18 protein-coding genes are annotated in these 16671 nt (G+C 35.7%); 15 read left to right on the top strand and 3 right to left on the bottom strand.

The genetic code is table 11. The features are described 5' to 3' along the window. Positions 1-101: 101 nt before the first annotated feature. Positions 102-1580, bottom strand: coding sequence for a helix-turn-helix domain-containing protein (locus tag DBR39_RS15620; RefSeq protein WP_124534619.1), 1479 nt, complete (start codon positions 1578-1580; stop codon positions 102-104). Positions 1581-1707: 127 nt separating this feature from the next. On the opposite strand from DBR39_RS15620, the gene aceB reads away from it, so the two are divergent. Both aceB and aceA read left to right on the top strand, forming a co-directional pair. Then, a complete protein-coding gene (aceB, locus tag DBR39_RS15615; protein WP_124534617.1) occupies positions 1708-3282 on the top strand; it encodes a malate synthase A in 1575 nt (524 codons plus the stop codon). Positions 3283-3397: 115 nt separating this feature from the next. Then, positions 3398-4678 (top strand): isocitrate lyase, encoded by a 1281-nt coding sequence (gene aceA / locus DBR39_RS15610; RefSeq protein WP_124534615.1) that lies wholly within the window; start codon positions 3398-3400, stop codon positions 4676-4678. A gap of 113 nt (positions 4679-4791) precedes the next feature. Here aceA and DBR39_RS15605 read toward each other — a convergent pair whose 3' ends face one another. Then, on the bottom strand, positions 4792-5082 hold the full coding sequence (locus tag DBR39_RS15605; protein ID WP_124534613.1) for a hypothetical protein: 291 nt from the start codon (positions 5080-5082) through the stop codon (positions 4792-4794). 298 nt (positions 5083-5380) lie between these two features. Here DBR39_RS15605 and DBR39_RS15600 point away from each other — a divergent pair, with 298 nt between their 5' ends. From DBR39_RS15600 to DBR39_RS15575, 6 genes are all read left to right on the top strand, one after another. After that, entirely contained in the window at positions 5381-5953 is a 573-nt protein-coding gene (locus tag DBR39_RS15600; protein WP_124534611.1) for an OmpH family outer membrane protein, read from the top strand. A gap of 141 nt (positions 5954-6094) precedes the next feature. After that, the gene (locus DBR39_RS15595; RefSeq protein ID WP_124534609.1) at positions 6095-6481 is read left to right on the top strand and encodes an acyl-CoA thioesterase; all 387 of its coding nucleotides are present in this window, start codon (positions 6095-6097) and stop codon (positions 6479-6481) included. 248 nt (positions 6482-6729) lie between these two features. Further along, positions 6730-7176, top strand: a complete 447-nt coding sequence (locus DBR39_RS15590; RefSeq protein ID WP_103231814.1) for a 6-pyruvoyl trahydropterin synthase family protein — start codon at positions 6730-6732, stop codon at positions 7174-7176. A gap of 23 nt (positions 7177-7199) precedes the next feature. After that, on the top strand, positions 7200-7970 hold the full coding sequence (locus DBR39_RS15585; protein ID WP_124534607.1) for a UDP-2,3-diacylglucosamine diphosphatase: 771 nt from the start codon (positions 7200-7202) through the stop codon (positions 7968-7970). Between the two features lie 195 nt (positions 7971-8165). Beyond that, positions 8166-9158, top strand: coding sequence for an acyl transferase (locus tag DBR39_RS15580; RefSeq protein ID WP_124534605.1), 993 nt, complete (start codon positions 8166-8168; stop codon positions 9156-9158). 116 nt (positions 9159-9274) lie between these two features. Further along, positions 9275-9820, top strand: a complete 546-nt coding sequence (locus DBR39_RS15575; RefSeq protein WP_124534603.1) for a hypothetical protein — start codon at positions 9275-9277, stop codon at positions 9818-9820. A gap of 254 nt (positions 9821-10074) precedes the next feature. Here the strand turns inward: DBR39_RS15575 and aqpZ are convergent, their stop codons facing one another. Continuing rightward, positions 10075-10791: an aquaporin Z gene (aqpZ, locus tag DBR39_RS15570; RefSeq protein ID WP_034696881.1), complete on the bottom strand. Its 717-nt coding sequence runs from the start codon at positions 10789-10791 to the stop codon at positions 10075-10077. A 219-nt stretch (positions 10792-11010) separates the two neighbouring features. Here aqpZ and DBR39_RS15565 point away from each other — a divergent pair, with 219 nt between their 5' ends. From DBR39_RS15565 to DBR39_RS15535, 7 genes are all read left to right on the top strand, one after another. Further along, positions 11011-11631, top strand: coding sequence for a DUF5715 family protein (locus DBR39_RS15565; RefSeq protein ID WP_124534601.1), 621 nt, complete (start codon positions 11011-11013; stop codon positions 11629-11631). Between the two features lie 62 nt (positions 11632-11693). Beyond that, positions 11694-12476 carry a hypothetical protein gene (locus tag DBR39_RS15560; RefSeq protein WP_228447847.1) on the top strand — a complete coding sequence of 261 codons (783 nt, stop codon included), beginning with the start codon at positions 11694-11696 and terminating at the stop codon, positions 12474-12476. Positions 12477-12493: 17 nt separating this feature from the next. Next, positions 12494-13117 carry a hypothetical protein gene (locus DBR39_RS15555; protein WP_124534597.1) on the top strand — a complete coding sequence of 208 codons (624 nt, stop codon included), beginning with the start codon at positions 12494-12496 and terminating at the stop codon, positions 13115-13117. A 14-nt stretch (positions 13118-13131) separates the two neighbouring features. Continuing rightward, positions 13132-13899: a sensor histidine kinase gene (locus DBR39_RS15550; RefSeq protein WP_228447846.1), complete on the top strand. Its 768-nt coding sequence runs from the start codon at positions 13132-13134 to the stop codon at positions 13897-13899. Next, the gene (locus DBR39_RS15545; protein ID WP_103231808.1) at positions 13868-14545 is read left to right on the top strand and encodes a response regulator; all 678 of its coding nucleotides are present in this window, start codon (positions 13868-13870) and stop codon (positions 14543-14545) included. Before DBR39_RS15550 ends, DBR39_RS15545 begins: the two co-directional genes overlap by 32 nt. A 150-nt stretch (positions 14546-14695) precedes the next feature. Then, positions 14696-16048, top strand: coding sequence for a T6SS phospholipase effector Tle1-like catalytic domain-containing protein (locus DBR39_RS15540; protein WP_124534595.1), 1353 nt, complete (start codon positions 14696-14698; stop codon positions 16046-16048). 255 nt (positions 16049-16303) lie between these two features. Next, on the top strand, positions 16304-16552 hold the full coding sequence (locus tag DBR39_RS15535) for a hypothetical protein (protein ID WP_103231806.1): 249 nt from the start codon (positions 16304-16306) through the stop codon (positions 16550-16552). The last annotated feature ends 119 nt before the right edge of the window (positions 16553-16671 follow it).

Below are 16671 nucleotides of genomic sequence, written 5' to 3'. Positions count from 1 at the left end.
GTCAATTTTTGCTCTGCAAAATCAATAGCAAATCAATATCAATAGAATAAAAAAATCACAAACGAAGTGTGCCAACCTTCACTCTTTAAGCGTTTTCCACATTAATTTTCAAACTTTTTCCTGATCTTCTCAACAGAACTTTTCATACTTAGGTTAAAATGTTCCTTTTCCAGCCTTACCGGTGGTGCTTGTCTTACTTCACAATCAGCAATACTACAGGATTCACAGGTAACGCCTACATTGATGGTTTTTAAAGAAGGTGATTTTATAAAACTTATTTTCTTGATCGTTTGTGAGTTCAATAAAATACCAAGACAGTAGCTTCTGTTGCTTCCATCCGAAAAAGGATTCTTCTGTGAAGTGGAGATCACAAGATAGCTTATTCCCTGATCTTTGTAATGCGAAATCTGAGCATCCGTAAGGGTTTCATTTTCTTTTAAATAATCAATATTTTTTACTGCAATCCATCTTCTGCAGTAATGTTCGTTGGTGGCGTTCGCATGAGGAGCCTGCTGGTGGTTCAGGTGCAACTCTTTTAAAATCTGGATTTTATCTGAGTTTTTCTTTTTTACCAGGCATAAATAAAACAAATCCTTAATTCCCATTTCAGCCGAAAGAATGTTGGTAAGGCGGTAATAAAAAGTTTCAGGGGAATGGGTAAAGCTGTTGATGAGATTTTCGAAGTTTTCCGGTTTCCATGTATTTTGCTGAAAAAATTCTGATGCTTTTTCAATGACGGGTTCTTTTGAAATTAATAAAGCACCCGCAAAATATGAAGCATAGAAGTTATTCAGAATCTCTTCAAAACTTCCAAAGTCAAGCCATGAATAGGTATTGGGACGGATTTTTAATTCCAGTACATTGAATCCGATTTCTTTAGCAAGGATAAAAGTTTTCTGATCCTTTTCCAGTTTTTGATTCAGGAGTAATAATTTTTTCTCAGGAATAAAAAGTGAGCGAAGATTATCCAGAGTTCCATATTTTTCAAAATCTTCAGATTGAATGGTATAACTGAACTTTTCGGTAAGAATCTTTTCCAGAATGTCAGACTTTAAATTTTTCCCGATTTTTAACTGATTTTCCTTGGTGAACAGATTCACTTTTTCTTCAATTTCTGGAAAATAATTGTCATACAATTCCTGGAAGGATCTTAATACCGCAAAATAAAACCTTTCCTTTCCAAGATTATAATTCTGGGAGATTTCAATTAGCGCATTGATGAAAGCAGTTACCTTTTTGGGAGCATCACTGATAATGCTGATGAGGTTATTTTTATTGATTCCGAAAAGGTCCAGCGGAACTTCTTTGAAGAAATCCGACTGTAGTATTTCATTAAAAGGAGCAAGACTTTTATCAAGCTTAGTAGAAACAAGATCATCAAAAGTACAGTTCAGAGCTTCAGAAAGCTGAATGATCTTATCATGCTTCGGATATTTTTTTCCGTTCTCAATTTCATTAAGGTAAGATTTTGATAACCCTGTCTTTACGGCAAGATCCTGCAGAGACCAGTTTTTCTTTTGTCTCTGCTGTTTCAGTTTTAGTCCGAAAACTGTTTTGATAAAGTCACTTTCTGAATTCATTACTCAAATATAAATAATTAGATGCGATTATTCGCATAATAAATTTTAAATAAAATTAGCGAACGTTCGCTGTTTTGTAAAAGTTTTTATATATGTTTGTAATATCAAATCACAAAATCAATATGTTATGGAAACTAAGACTCAAATAAAAATAAAGGCACAGAAACAGTTTGAAGCAGTTTTTACTCCGGATTTGGTAGATTTTCTGATTGCGCTTCATCAGAATTTCAATCATCAGAGACTTGAACTTTTAGAAGAAAGGAAAAAAACACAGCAGAAATTTGATGAGGGAAACCTTCCTGAGTTTTTGAAAGAAACAGAAGAGATCCGAAATGGAAATTGGATATGTGCACCGCTGCCTGAAGATTTGCTGGACAGGAGAGTGGAAATTACCGGACCTGTTGACCGTAAGATGATTATCAATGCTTTGAATTCAGGAGCTTCTACATTCATGGCAGACTTTGAAGACAGCAGTTCGCCGGTATGGGAAAACTGTATCGAGGGACAAATTAATCTTTCTGATGCGATTAACCAGACTATTGATTTTGTTAACGAAAAAGGAAAAGCTTATACACTTAATAATAAGACGGCCATTTTGCAGATTCGTCCAAGAGGCCTTCATCTTCCGGAAAAGCATATAGAAATCAATGGAGAAAAAGCTTCCGGCTCGTTGGTTGATTTTGGAATTTATTTCTTCAGAAATGCAAAGCCGCTTTTAGAAAAAGGAAGTGGTCCTTATTTTTACCTTCCGAAACTGGAACATTATAAAGAAGCCCGCTGGTGGAATGAAGTTTTTGTTTTTGCCCAAAACTATCTGGGAATTCAGGAAGGAACCATTAAGGCTACTGTTTTAATAGAAACCATTACGGCTTCATTTCAGATTGATGAAATTTTATTTGAATTAAAAGAACATAGTGCCGGACTCAACTGTGGCAGATGGGATTATATTTTTTCCTATATCAAAAAATTCAGAAATCTCACGGAATTTATCGTTCCGGACAGAGATCAGGTAACGATGACATCCCCTTTCATGAGTGCCTATTCAAAAAGAGTCATCGAAATATGTCATAAAAGAAATGTACATGCTATCGGCGGAATGGCCGCCCAAATCCCGGTAAAAGACGATGAAGAGGCCAATAACAAAGCTTTTGAAAAAGTGCGAAATGATAAAGAACGTGAAGTAAAAAACGGTCATGACGGAACCTGGGTGGCACATCCTGCATTAGTAGCTGTGGCCAAAGAAGTTTTTGACCAGTACATGCCTTCAAAAAATCAAATTGATAAAAAATTCGAATATCATATAACGGAAAGTGACCTGCTGGAAATTCCAAAAGGAGACATTACTGAAAAAGGAGTCAGAAAAAACATCAATGTAGGAATCCTTTACCTTGAAAGCTGGCTGATGGGAACCGGTGCTGCCGCCATTTATAACCTGATGGAAGATGCCGCTACTGCAGAGATCTCAAGAACACAGATCTGGCAATGGCTGAAAAATGAAGCGGTGTTAAGTGATGACAGAACATTAACCCGCAATATGATTTTGCAGTGGGAAAAAGAAGAAATGGACAATATTGAAACATACGTGGGAGAAGCCCGCTTCAACAATGGAAAATTCAACCTTGCCAAAGAACTTTTCAATGAACTGATCTTCTCTGCAAACTTTGAAGAATTTCTGACCCTCAAAGCCTATCCTTTTATTTAGTCTGAGAGTGAGAGAATGAGAGAATGGGAGTGTCTGAAATTTTGAACCTCACATCCCGTATCCAGAATCTCAAATCTCATACCTTGAAATCCTAATCTAACAAAATCCAAATATTATGAAAACAAGACAAGAACAAATCCAGGCTATAGAGCAAGATTGGCTGACAAACCCACGCTGGAATGGTATTAAAAGACCCTATGCAGCAGAAGAAGTTTTAAAACTTCGTGGCTCGTATACAATAGATTATACCATTGCTACAGAAATGTCCAAAAAATTCTGGGATAAATTAAATAACCAGGATTATGTAGCAGGGCTTGGCGCACTCACGGGCAATCAGGCGGTGCAGGAAGTAGATGCCGGTCTGGAAGCTATTTACCTTTCAGGATGGCAGGTGGCTGCAGATGCCAATTTATCAGGAGAAATGTACCCGGATCAGTCGTTGTATCCTGCGAATTCAGTACCTTCTGTTGTGAAGAAAATTAATAATGCATTGCTAAGAGCAGATCAGGTACAGTCTGTAAGCGGAGCTGGGAATAAAGAATATCTGGTGCCAATTATTGCAGATGCAGAAGCCGGTTTTGGAGGTAATCTGAATGCTTTTGAACTGATGAAGCAAATGATTGAAGCAGGAGCTGCTGCCGTACATTTTGAAGATCAGCTTTCTTCTGCAAAAAAATGCGGACATTTAGGTGGAAAAGTATTGGTACCTACGCAGGAAGCCATTAATAAATTGATTGCAGCACGTCTGGCTGCCGATGTACTGGGTGTTCCGAGTCTTATTATTGCAAGAACAGATGCTGATGCTGCAGACCTTCTGACCTCAGATATTGATGACCGGGATAAAAAGTTTGTGACCGGAGAACGAACTGCTGAAGGGTTTTATGTGGTAAGAAATGGTGTAGAACAGGGGATCGACAGAGGTTTGTCGTATGCTCCTTATGCAGACCTGATCTGGATGGAAACCTCAAATCCTGATCTGGAGCAGGCAAGAAAATTTGCAGAAGGAATTCATGCAAAATTCCCCGGTAAAATGCTTGCGTATAACTGTTCCCCATCATTCAACTGGGCGGCAAGGCTGAGCGTAGAGGAAATGTCTACTTTCAGAGAAGAGCTGGCTAAAATGGGGTACAAATTCCAGTTTATTACGCTGGCAGGATTCCATGCTTTGAATACAGCGATGTTTGAATTGGCTTTAGCCTATAAAGAAAGAGGAATGGCCGGATATTCAGAACTGCAGGAGCGTGAGTTTGCTTTGCAGCAGAAAGGATTCCGAGCAGTGAAGCACCAGTCTTTTGTAGGAACGGGATATTTTGATGAAGTACAGAATATTGTTACCAACGGCTCTTCAGCTACTGTAGCGATGAAAGATTCTACGGAAACCGCACAGTTTCATTAGTCATTTTTTTCCATATTTTTTTGATGTTAATTAAATCCCTTTCTTAATTTTTTTGAGAAAGGGGTTTTAACAATAAAGAAGGCTGTTTTGTAATAGTCGATAATTCATTCAATTTAAGAGAGATGGTCTATTGAGTAATTTTTACTTCTTTCCAATAAACTGCTCGACAAAACTCCATAAACAGCAATATTATGAGCAGAAAGCTCACGAACAATTTCAGGAATTGCCTGATTGTTAATTTTACAAGTTATTCCGAATTCCTGTTCCAGCATAAATGTGTTCTCACCCTCAATTTGCTGAATAATTTTTTTTAATTTACTTATTTCAGAAGGATATACTTCAAAATAAACAAAATATTTTGAATCAGAATATTCCAATGGGGTGCCTGTATTTTGTTTCTCCATAAGTTTAGATATTATCAATCAAATATATGTAGAGTTTTCAACTTATATAGTAGAAGTATTCTGCTTATAATAAATATCTTGCTGCTGTAGCGATGAGGGATTCTACAGAAACCGCACAATTTCATTAGTCATTTTTCCATATTTTTTGATGTTAAACCTTCTCTTTTATGGGGAGGTTTTTCTTTGTTTAAAACTGTTTTTAATTCATTTAAACTTCAAAATAATGCAGGGAATAAATATCACATCATAAGTAATTGAAATTTGAATTATATTTGGGGACGGAAAAATATTATTAAACATGAATTTAATTAAAGTACTTTTTATTACATTAGGATTAACACTTACTGCAAATATCGCAAATGCTCAACAGAAGGTTGGAAGTGTAAACACAGAGGAGGTTTTTGCAAGTTTATCTGAAGTGAAAACTATAGGAACTACCATTGATAATTTGACTAAGAGCAAGCAGACAGAGATTGAGAAGCTGATTAATGATTATCAGACCAAGCTGAAAACTGCTCAGGATAAAGAAAAAACACTGAGTGAAGCCAACAAAGAAGCTGTAACTAAAGAACTGATTGCAGCACAAACAGAATTACAGGCTTTAGGTAAAAAAATAGAAGAAACCAGAGCACAGGCTGCTAAAGATATTTCTGCTAAACAAAATGAATTGCTTAGCCCGCTGCAGAAGAAAGTAAGAGATGCTATTTATGCTGTAGCAAAAGAAAGAAGTCTGAGCTATGTATTTGATACAGCAGCGCAGGAATCTAATAATCTTCTTTACACTGACGGAAGTGAGGACATCACAAGTATTGTGAAAACTAAGTTAGGAGGAACAACAACAGCTGCTAAACCTGCTGGAAAATCTAAATAAGAATTTCACAGTATACTAAATATTGTAAACGGAATCAGATCTCTGATTCCGTTTTTTTATGCAATAAAATGCAGGATTTGTTTCTATAGGAGTAAGAGAATTTTATTTTAAAATGATAAATTTGAGTAAACTTTCAGGAGAATGAATTTAATGTACGAAAAACAGATAAAGGTAACAGAAGAGCATATAGATCAGAACAATCATGTGAATAATGTACAATATGTACATTGGGTAGAAGAAATAGCAGCAGAACACTGGGATTTTCTAAAACATCAAACCGAATATGTGAATGATGCCTGGATGCTTCTGGATCACCACATACAATATAAAAAACAGGTCTATCTGAATGATGTCATCACAGTAAGAACCTATCCCATGAATCCTGAAGGAGCCAAACAGCCAAGAAAAGTAGAATTCTACTGCAATGATGAACTGGTGGTAAACTCAAGTACCCTTTGGATTCTTTTTGATCCGGAAACCAAGAAGATCAAACGCCTGGAGAGAGACTGGCTGGAGAAATTTTTTTAAATAGAAATAGATAAATTAAGTCCCGGAAAATAATAAATATTTTTTTCCTAGATGTAATACAATAAAACCAACAATTATGAATAAGCGCTTGCTGAATCTCTTGTTCATTCTATCTTACAACGCAATCAACGTTGATGGATCCCAGAATAATAATGTAACCTTCAAGATCGACTAATAAGAATATGTTAATATCACCGTAATAGAAACAGTCTTTTCTGTGTTAAGCGGTTTTGTCATATCTTTGCACTATGATACGTATTACAAAAATTTTTACATTCGAAACTGCTCACGTGCTTTACAACTACGATGGGAAATGTAAAAATATGCATGGACACTCCTACAAGCTGTTTGTGACAGTGAAAGGAAAACCAATCAATGATATTGAAAATCCTAAAAATGGAATGGTGGTAGATTTCGGAGATATCAAAAGTATCGTAAAATCTGAGATCGTAGATGTATGGGACCATTCGGTTCTTGTCAATGCACTATCTCCACACAAAGAACTGGGAGATGACCTTGAACAGAAAGGACATAAAGTAATCTACTGCAGCTTCCAGCCAACTTGTGAAAACATGCTGTATGCTATTGCTGCGAAAGTTAAATCAAAACTTCCTGATGGAATTTCTTTAGCTTATCTTAAACTTCATGAGACAGAAAACTCTTATGGAGAATGGTTTGCAGAAGATAATCAATAATTATATCCCACAAAACTCAGAAGGTGTTAAAGACGATAATTAATTTAGAACCTGGAAAAAAAGTATATTTTGCTTCAGATCAGCATTTTGGTGCTCCTACACCGAAGGAAAGCAAGGTGCGTGAGGATAAGTTTATACGTTGGATGGATGAGATCAAAGAAGATGCTCAGGTTTTGTTTTTAATGGGTGACCTTTTTGATTTCTGGCATGAATGGAAGCATGTTATTCCCAAAGGATATGTCCGGGTGCTTGGAAAAATTGCAGAGCTTAAAGACAGAGGAATTCATATTTATTTCTTTGTTGGAAACCATGATCTGTGGATGAAAGATTATCTGGAAGAGGAGATAGGATGTACTGTTTTTTATCAGAAACAATATTTTGAAATGGGAGGGAAGCAGTTCCTGCTGGCACATGGAGATGGATTGGGACCTGGAGACAAAGGATATAAAAGAATGAAGAAATTATTCACCAATCCTGTGGCACAGTGGTTTTTCAAATGGCTTCACCCTGATATTGCAATGAAAGTTGCACTCTACCTTTCTCAAAAAAATAAAATGATCTCCGGAGAAGAAGACAAAGCTTTCCTGGGAGAGGATAAAGAGTTTCTGATTATTTATTCCAAAGAAAAGCTGAAGACCCAGAAGATCGATTACTTTATCTATGGGCACAGACATCTGCCTATGGTGCTGGAGCTGGAACAGAATTCAAAATATATCAATCTCGGAGACTGGATTTCCTATTTTACTTATGGGGTTTTTGAAAAGGATTTTGAACTAAAGACTTTTGAAAAATAAAGCAAAAAAAATTACCCCTAAAAAGAGGTAATCTTCGAATGGGCCGAAACCGATTCTTGTTTTTAATCCATATTCCAAATAAATACTTGCAATAAGTTTACCAAAATAGATTTGATAGATTAAAAAATTATTAAATAACATTGTTTTATCTTTATAATTACTTCATAGTGAGGGAGTAATAAGCTCAAAAAGTTTATGGAATTGAAAAATATATTCAACATACAGACTGAACAGGATTTTCTGAATGCATCATTGAAAACATTTCGATATCAATATGAAAATATTGAAATATACAGGAAATTTGTAGACTTTCTGAAGGTGAATCCTGATAAGGTAGACAGCTTGGTGAAAATTCCGTTTTTGCCAATAGAAATGTTTAAAAATCATTTGATTCTGGATAAAAACGTGAGTACAGATTTGTTTTTTCAAAGTTCAGGAACTACGCAGATGAATCTTTCAAAGCATTTTATTGCAGATCCGGAACTTTATGAAGAGAGTATTTATAAAAGCTTTGAACAGTTTATAGGAAAACCTGAAGAGTTTATTTTCCTGGGATTACTTCCTAGTTATCTGGAAAAGCAGAATTCATCACTGATCTATATGGTGGATTATCTTATGAAAAAATCTGCCAAACCGGAAAATGGATATTTCCTTTACAACCATTCTGACCTCTTTGACCTTTTGAACACATTACAGGATAAAAAAGTCATTCTCTTCGGAGTTTCCTTTGCTCTTCTTGACTTTTTAGACTATTGTCATTCTGAGCAAAGCGAAGAATCCCTAAACTTTCCAGAAAATTTAATAGTGATTGAAACCGGAGGAATGAAAGGGCGAAAAGAAGAAATGACCAAAGATGAATTGCTGAAAATCTTACAGAATGGTCTTAAAACAGAAAAGATTTATTCAGAATATTCTATGACGGAACTGCTTTCACAGGCTTATTCACTTGGAAATAATGAATATAAATGTCCAAACTGGATGAGAATCATGGTTCGGAATGCAGAAGACCCTTTGGCTTACGAAAAAGAAGGAAGAACGGGGGCTATTAATATCATTGATCTTGCCAATACCCATTCCTGCTCATTTATTGCAACACAGGATCTTGGGAAAATAGAAGGAGATAAGTTTCAGGTATTAGGAAGGATAGATCATTCTGATATCAGAGGATGCAGTCTATTGGTAAGCTAGGAAAAAGGATAGATCAATTGTGAATTTTATCCGTGAAGTGAAAATAGCATTTAGCAAAATTCACCGTTGGTTTGATAAAATAAAAATTTACCATTGTACGTTTTACAATCATACGAATGATCAAAATAGAAGAACTTACACATGCCTACATCCATGCCCATTGCGATTTTGAAAAAGAGATCGTACTGACTAATTATTTTCAGGCAGATTGGGAAGCGGATATACTGACCATCGATTCAGAAGGTGAAAGTCATGAAATAGAGATCAAGCTGTCAAAAAGTGATTTTAAAAATGATTTCAAAAAATCATATCTCAATAAAGATACCGGAGAAAAATTTCTGAAACACGATAAAATTTCCTGTGGAGACTATATCTGTAATGCTTTCAGTTTTCTGCTCCCGATGGGAATGGTAGATGCTGCTCTTATCCCTGAGCATTGCGGGATTATCGAGTTTTACCATAATGTAGACACCTGGGAAACCGAATTTTACCTTATCCGCCAGCCTAAAAAGCTTCACGAAGATTCTTATTGGAAACTGAATGATAAAGACCTTTTTATCAGGAAAATGGCTCTGAACCTTCTTCAGCGTAAAATGGAAATCAAAGGCAAGCATGAAGAACTGATCTTCAAAAACCCATTTGACATCAAAAAACTAAAATAAAGATGATTTTCTGATTTTAACACAAAGTTTAATTTCTATTTTTAAGTTTTGAGGATGCAAAGGTGGAACCAATGAAATTGATTCTTACTAAGCTTTTGTATTACTAGCTTCATCAGCGACATAGTCGTTACCACTTTACTTCCTTAAATAAAAATCCTTCTTCATAAAAACTTTTCGTTTACAAAAAACTCAAGAACAGAAAAATAAAAAAATCCTGCCGCCTGACAGGATTTTTTACTTTATAATTATTAAAATTAATCTGCGATTTCTGCAGTGTCTCTCTGAAGTAAGAACTTGTAGATCAATCCTCCTACAACTCCTCCTAAGATAGGAGCTACCCAGAACAGCCAAAGCTGTGACATGGCAATTCCTCCCATGAAGACTGCTTGTGAAAGCGATCTTGCAGGGTTTACAGAGGTATTCGTAATCGGAATAGAGATCAGGTGGATCAAAGTAAGGGCAAGACCGATAGCAAGACCGGCAAACTTACCGTTGGCCCATTTATCCGTAGCTCCCATGATTACGATAAGGAAGAAAGCGGTTAATAAAAACTCAGCCAGGAATGCAGCCCCCATGCTGAAAGCCTTTCCGTTGTAAACGGCCTCTCCGTAGAAGTTGGTGGCGAAATCTCCGGGTTTTGAGAATTCCACTGCTCCTGCTCCGTTAAGGATTGTATACAGACATCCTGCAGCAACAATCGCTCCCAGACACTGGGCTACAATGTAAGGGATAAGATCTTTGGCAGGAAATCTTCCCCCTGCTAAAAGTCCAAAAGAAACTGCGGGATTAAAATGTCCTCCTGAGATATGTCCTACAGCGTAAGCCATAGTAAGAACAGTAAGACCGAAGGCCAAGGCAACTCCTAAAAGTCCGATGCCAATGTCTGGAACACCAGCTGCGAAAACAGCGCTTCCACAACCTCCGAAAACAAGCCAAAATGTGCCGAAAAATTCAGCGAAAAGTTTTTTTATCATGTTGTTTATTGTTTAATGTATCTCAAATGTAAAATTTAAATCTTAAAGTAAAAAGTTAAAACTGAAAAAATATTTCAAAAAAGTGGGAACAAAAATTATAAAATCAATAATTTGGTGTAAAGTTTGTTTGGGATTTATTTAAAGAGTGTTATAGTCGGTTTTGGAAGAGATAACATAAATGTTTTATCTTTCATTTGTAATTTTAAAGGATGGTGAATGAGAAAGTTTTTTTGTGTGGTCTTCGTACCTTTTATTTATAGTTTACACGATTCGCAGACGGCAAAGAAATCTTTTCCCTGCTATGATTTTGCTACTGTATTGAAGGTGGAGCCTACACCGCTTTACAAACCTCATCTTGATGCTTCAAAGAGTTTCGGAATACAGCTTCTGAAAGATTCCAAAACAGTACAGAAGTATATCAATAACGGGAAATTCCATAAAATAAAAAAGACCAGTAAAGGATATCAGATTCAGAGACTTGATTACAGCAGGGCTTATATGGTTTCAAAAGCAAAAGCTACTTTGGAGAAAATAGGTTCAAAGTTCAGTAAAGATACAAAAGGAGGTACATTCACAGTTTCGTCCATCACCAGAACTCTTGAAGATCAGTGCAGGCTGAGAAGAGTAAACTCTAATGCCTCACTAGGGATTAGTTCTCATAATTACGGCAACTCTTTTGATATTTCTTATATAAGATTCAACAACGTTCTGAAGTACAATCCCAAAATGGAAGCTGCTCTTGAAAAGGTCTTGAAGCACTATGAAAAGGCCGGTAGAATCTATTATATCAAAGAAAAACAGCAGAGCTGTTATCATATTACGGTGAAAAATTATTAATAAAAATCTTCTTGCATAGCATATTTAGTTTATATACTTTTATACAACCAAAAACTATGCTTATGACAACATTAAACATTGTAGACTACATGCTTCCTGTAGAAGAATGTAGAGCTGCAGCGGGTGAGTGGAGAGCTCGCTTTTCTGATTTTTCCAAAATTCAGAGTCTTATTCCTACCAATTATGTTTTTAGAATTTCCAGAGACCACCTTGAATGGATGAAAGGTTTTGAGGAATATAAAGAGTTTTGTTCAGCAATAGGAGTCTATAGAGAGCGTTTGATTATGATTCTTTATCCTATGAATGATAAAGGAACAAAAATAGATGTAAAAGAATATCCATACTGCTTTCTTACCGAACTGGAGAAAGACGTGAGGCTTCAGGAAATTCAGGAATATACCGTTGTTAAAAATGCAGTTCTTTCCAAAAGTCTTGAAAAAACAGAGAAAGATTCCAATATGTCTTTTCCTATATCCAGTACACCAATTCTTGAACAGGATATTGCAGTAAATGCGATTGAGCGTTGGAGAAATGAAGGTATGGATTGGTTTTACAAAGAATGTGGAGAAGATAAAGGAAGCGGAATTTTCAGAAAATTCTATGTTCCTACGGCAGACCTTTGTCTTTCAGATGAAAACCTAACGAGTATTACCTGCTCTTTTGGCCTTAAATACAATGATATTTATGGGAAAATGCTGGTAACCCTTATTTTTATCTCTTTCATTGAGAACCCTAAGAGTAATACAGTGGCTGGGGCGCAGACCATTTCAAATACCTATGACTGGGCAAAACCATGTCCTCCTATCTGCCGTATACCGGATGTAGATGTTGGATGTGAATTTTAAAATAATATACTCAAGGAATGGCCGAACTTTATAAGGTAATTTTATTCCTGAATTATGGACTGCTTCTATCTGTTATACTTTTGGGAGCAGCAAAATATCGCATATTAAATTCTAAAGAAAAGCAGTATTTTTATTGTATTGCTTTTCTTTTTTTTATTGAACTCCTGAATCTGGTATTACCCTATATCTTCAGGCTGAATGATACTTCATTTCTATATCCTTTCTACATCGCCGGGGAATTTTTTCTGCTGACAGGATTATTTATCAGAAAACTGGATGGACCAAAATATGCTCTTGGTCTTACAGGTTCACTAGCGGTGGCTTTTATGATCTCGAAATATGGATTTGATTACCCTTCCAATGCTGATATTGCGAAAGTAGTTTCCAATATTATGATCATTTGCCTCTCCGGAGTTATGCTGATCCGTGAGATTAAAAATACGTCTGCACAGAACCGTTTTCTTCTGGTAGATGCCAGTATTTTTTTCTATTATTCTGTTTCAGTATTTATTTTTATCATCCAGCACCAGATAGCCAACCTTTCAGAAAACGATTATTATATTATTCTCAGTGCCAATAATATTCTTTCGAGTATTTTGTACTGTTCATTTTTATATACATTTATCAAATTAAAGAAGTAACTTTAAATATCAATTTGCTTATCCTTATAATTGTTACCATAACAATTATAGTATCGTTTATTCTGCTTGCTTACAGAGCTTTTATAACCAGAATTATTAAGGAGAAAAATGTACAGCATGAAGCGGAAGTTCTGCACCAGAAAAAATTAGTGCTGGAAAACATTAAAGCCCAGGAGGAAGAAAGAAAAAGAATTGCAGTAATGATCCATGACGATATTGGAAACCGACTCAATATTCTTTCCTTATGGCTGAATAATCTTGATACCCAGGGTGATGATCTGATCAAAAAAAATATCTACAGTCAGATGTCTTCCCTGATTGATGCTGCCAGAAGTATTTCTCATTCATTATATCCTGTAAATCTGGAATCGGTGGGGCTGGTTTTATATGTTGAAGAATTAATATCCAACCTTTCCCACAAAATTAATATTTCCCTGCAGGTAATGCCGGGATATGAAAAAAAAGATCTTTTTGTAGAAGTACAGCTGTACAGGATTATTCAGGAATTTACAACCAATGTGATCAAGCATTCAAATGCAGCAGACCTTTGGATCTATATTAAAGATTATCCTGAAAATATGGCGGTCATTATTTCCGATAACGGACAAGGCTTCGAATATGAAGACGTAAAAAAAGGAATGGGAATTAAAAATATTGAATCCCGTATCAAATCTATGAACGCTACACACAAATGGAAAAAAACTTTTTCGAATAAAGGAAGTCGTTTAATCATAAAAATTCCAAAACATCATGAGTTCCCAAATCAAACTAGCACTGATTGATGATGAACAGCTGATCCTCGAAGGGGTAAAAATGTTGCTGTCCAATGAAAAAAATATATCGGTATGCCTTACCGCAGATAACGGCCCCGATTTTATAGTAGACCTCGAAAAACTTTCAGAAGATGAATTTCCTGATATTGCTCTTGTAGATGTTCAGATGAAACCTATGAATGGCTTTGAACTGGTAGAAATCTTAAAAGAAAAACATCCTGACCTTAAAATTATTATTCTATCATCCCATTATAAGACCTCTATCCTCGGATATATGGTGAAACTGGGAGTATCAGCATTTCTTCCAAAAAACTCAAATAAAAAAACATTTATTGATGCCATTACGATGGTTGACAAAAACGGAGTTTTCTTTACAGCGGAAGACCATCAGATGCTGTTTACCTATATGAACAGCACGGCTAAGAAAAATTCCCTTTTTGAGACAGAAGATGAGCTTTCCGAAAGAGAAAAAGATGTTGTAAAACTGATCTGTCAGGAGTTTACCAACAACGAAATAGGAGAAAAACTCTTTATCAGCCCGAGAACCGTAGAAAGTCACAGACAGCGTATTCTTGAGAAGATAGGAGCCAAAAATACAGTAGGGATAGTCATTTATGCCATTGTCAACAATATTTACTCTCTTGAAAAAATATAACTTGATTCCGTAGAAATACGGAATTTTTTATTTAGTACTTTTCACTCTAGTTAACCTTGCTTTTCTTCTGTTATTTTGAAATGTCTCTTTTAGGGATTTTAGTTGAAAAAAAACACAAACAAGATCTGTAATAAAAATTAAAGTAAAAACATGAATGGCAGTAGAGTGATTTCCGTCGGGATTTTCTTCGACGGTACAGGAAATAATGGGGTAAATATTCTTTCACCGGACAAACCGCTGAATAATAATGAAAGCTACTATGGCAACTTCACTAATATCTATAAATTATACAGTTTATTTATTGGTGATGAAAAAATATATATCGAAGGAATTGGAACTGTAGCAGGGAGTGAAGATAATAATTTTGCAATGGCGACATGTGCAAACCCACCGTACGGAAATGGATATTCTTCAGACGATAAGCTTCAGAAAGCAGAGGAGTTTGTACGGCAGATTGCTCTTGATCAGACAAAGGAATATCATTTTTATATCTATGGATTTGGCAGAGGAGGGATGCTGGCAAGAACTTTCTGCAACTATCTTTCAACTTATTATTCTCTGGAAAATTGCAGGATAAAATTTTTAGGAGCTTTCGATACCGTAGAATCCAAGCCTTTCAATACTTATAATCTGAGCGTCCCTGTCCAGGTAGAGAATGCATTGCATATCTGTGCAGTGAATGAGAGTCGGTTTTTTTTCCCGCTTACCGGTTTTTTTGAGAATTCAAAAGAAATGCAGGATCAGAAATCAGAAAAGCAGTCATCGGTTTGGAAAGAAATCTTTGTACCAGGTGATCATGCAGATATAGGTGGCGGCTATCTGGAAGGACCACAATCTGTTTATATTTCTACAGATTTCATGAATATTGATGATTTGCATAGCTATGTTTCAGATATCAGAAATGCAAAAACCAATGCTGAAGGAAATAAAATCTGGGATGCTTTGCTTTCCGGCTATGAAGTTGAAACAAAAGATGGTCTTTCCCAGGCTTATGTATGCAGGGATAAAGTATACAATGATCTTTCAAAAGTCTATGGAAAGCTCATGATGGATGAGACCAATACAGTATTGTCCATCTTCAGCACAGAAAACGATGCCTATTTTGGAACAGATTATAATAAACATTCTTTTCTCAACCGTTTTTATAGCAAAATGAAAGAATATATACAAGATCTTTCCATCAATAAAAAACCGATCTATGATTTCGGAAGATTTGCAGATTATACCCATATTTCTTCCAATTTTGGTTTATATAGTAATATTTTCCAGAAAAGAACGCCTAAGGAAATTAATATTGAACTGATCAATAACGGATTAAATGTTTCCAGCAGTACCTCTGTAGATCAGACCAGTGAGGCCAGGCTTTCCGTAGAACTTCATTTGCCGGAAGACAGCTTTGTAGCAGATTTTCTGTATGGAACAAGCGTGCCCAACAATGATATCTGGATTCGTTCAATTTTAAAAACATCCTCAACGATCAAGTTAAATGGAATTAATAATTAACGCTATCACTTCTCAGTTTTAAATTTAGGTTAGGGGACATCATTCAGGTGTCTCCTTTTCTGTAAATATATTGATTATCAATTAAGTATAATTACTTAGTTTTAAATTTGGTACATTCTACTGTAGTTTTTGGATTTTAATTCTCGTTATTTTGAACTGTTCATTTTATGAAGCTTCAAAATAAAAACAGGAATATAAGCGAAATATGAAAAGCCTTATATCCAATCATTCAATCACCCCAAAAACAAAATAATTATGACAGTTTCAGCATGGCTTAAAAAAGCAAAAAAACTTTTAGAGACTTTTGAATACGAGATCAGTATCAAAAATGGCAGTAAAAAAATGACTATGGCTCAGGCCACTAGTTTGAACGAATTGCAACATGAAATAGGATCTCACCACGGGATCAAGCAGGTAACCTACAAAGAGGGTGCACAAACCCTTGTAGAGATGATTGCAATGGTAGAGTCGGGAAGAAAAACACCTCCGCTTACCGCTGGATAAAAAATTTTATGCATCATTGACATTAAAGGAAAAAGCGACCTAAAGTAGGCCGCTTTTTTTATTTCTGGGCTATTCATTTCTTTTTACGTATTTTTGCGGGCGAAAATTCATTATTCATT

Origin of the sequence: Chryseobacterium sp. KBW03 (genome assembly GCF_003852415.1) — a bacterium.
Taxonomy (GTDB): domain Bacteria; phylum Bacteroidota; class Bacteroidia; order Flavobacteriales; family Weeksellaceae; genus Chryseobacterium; species Chryseobacterium viscerum.
Note: the sequence above shows the minus strand (reverse complement) of the source record. Positions and strands in the feature narration are given on the sequence as shown.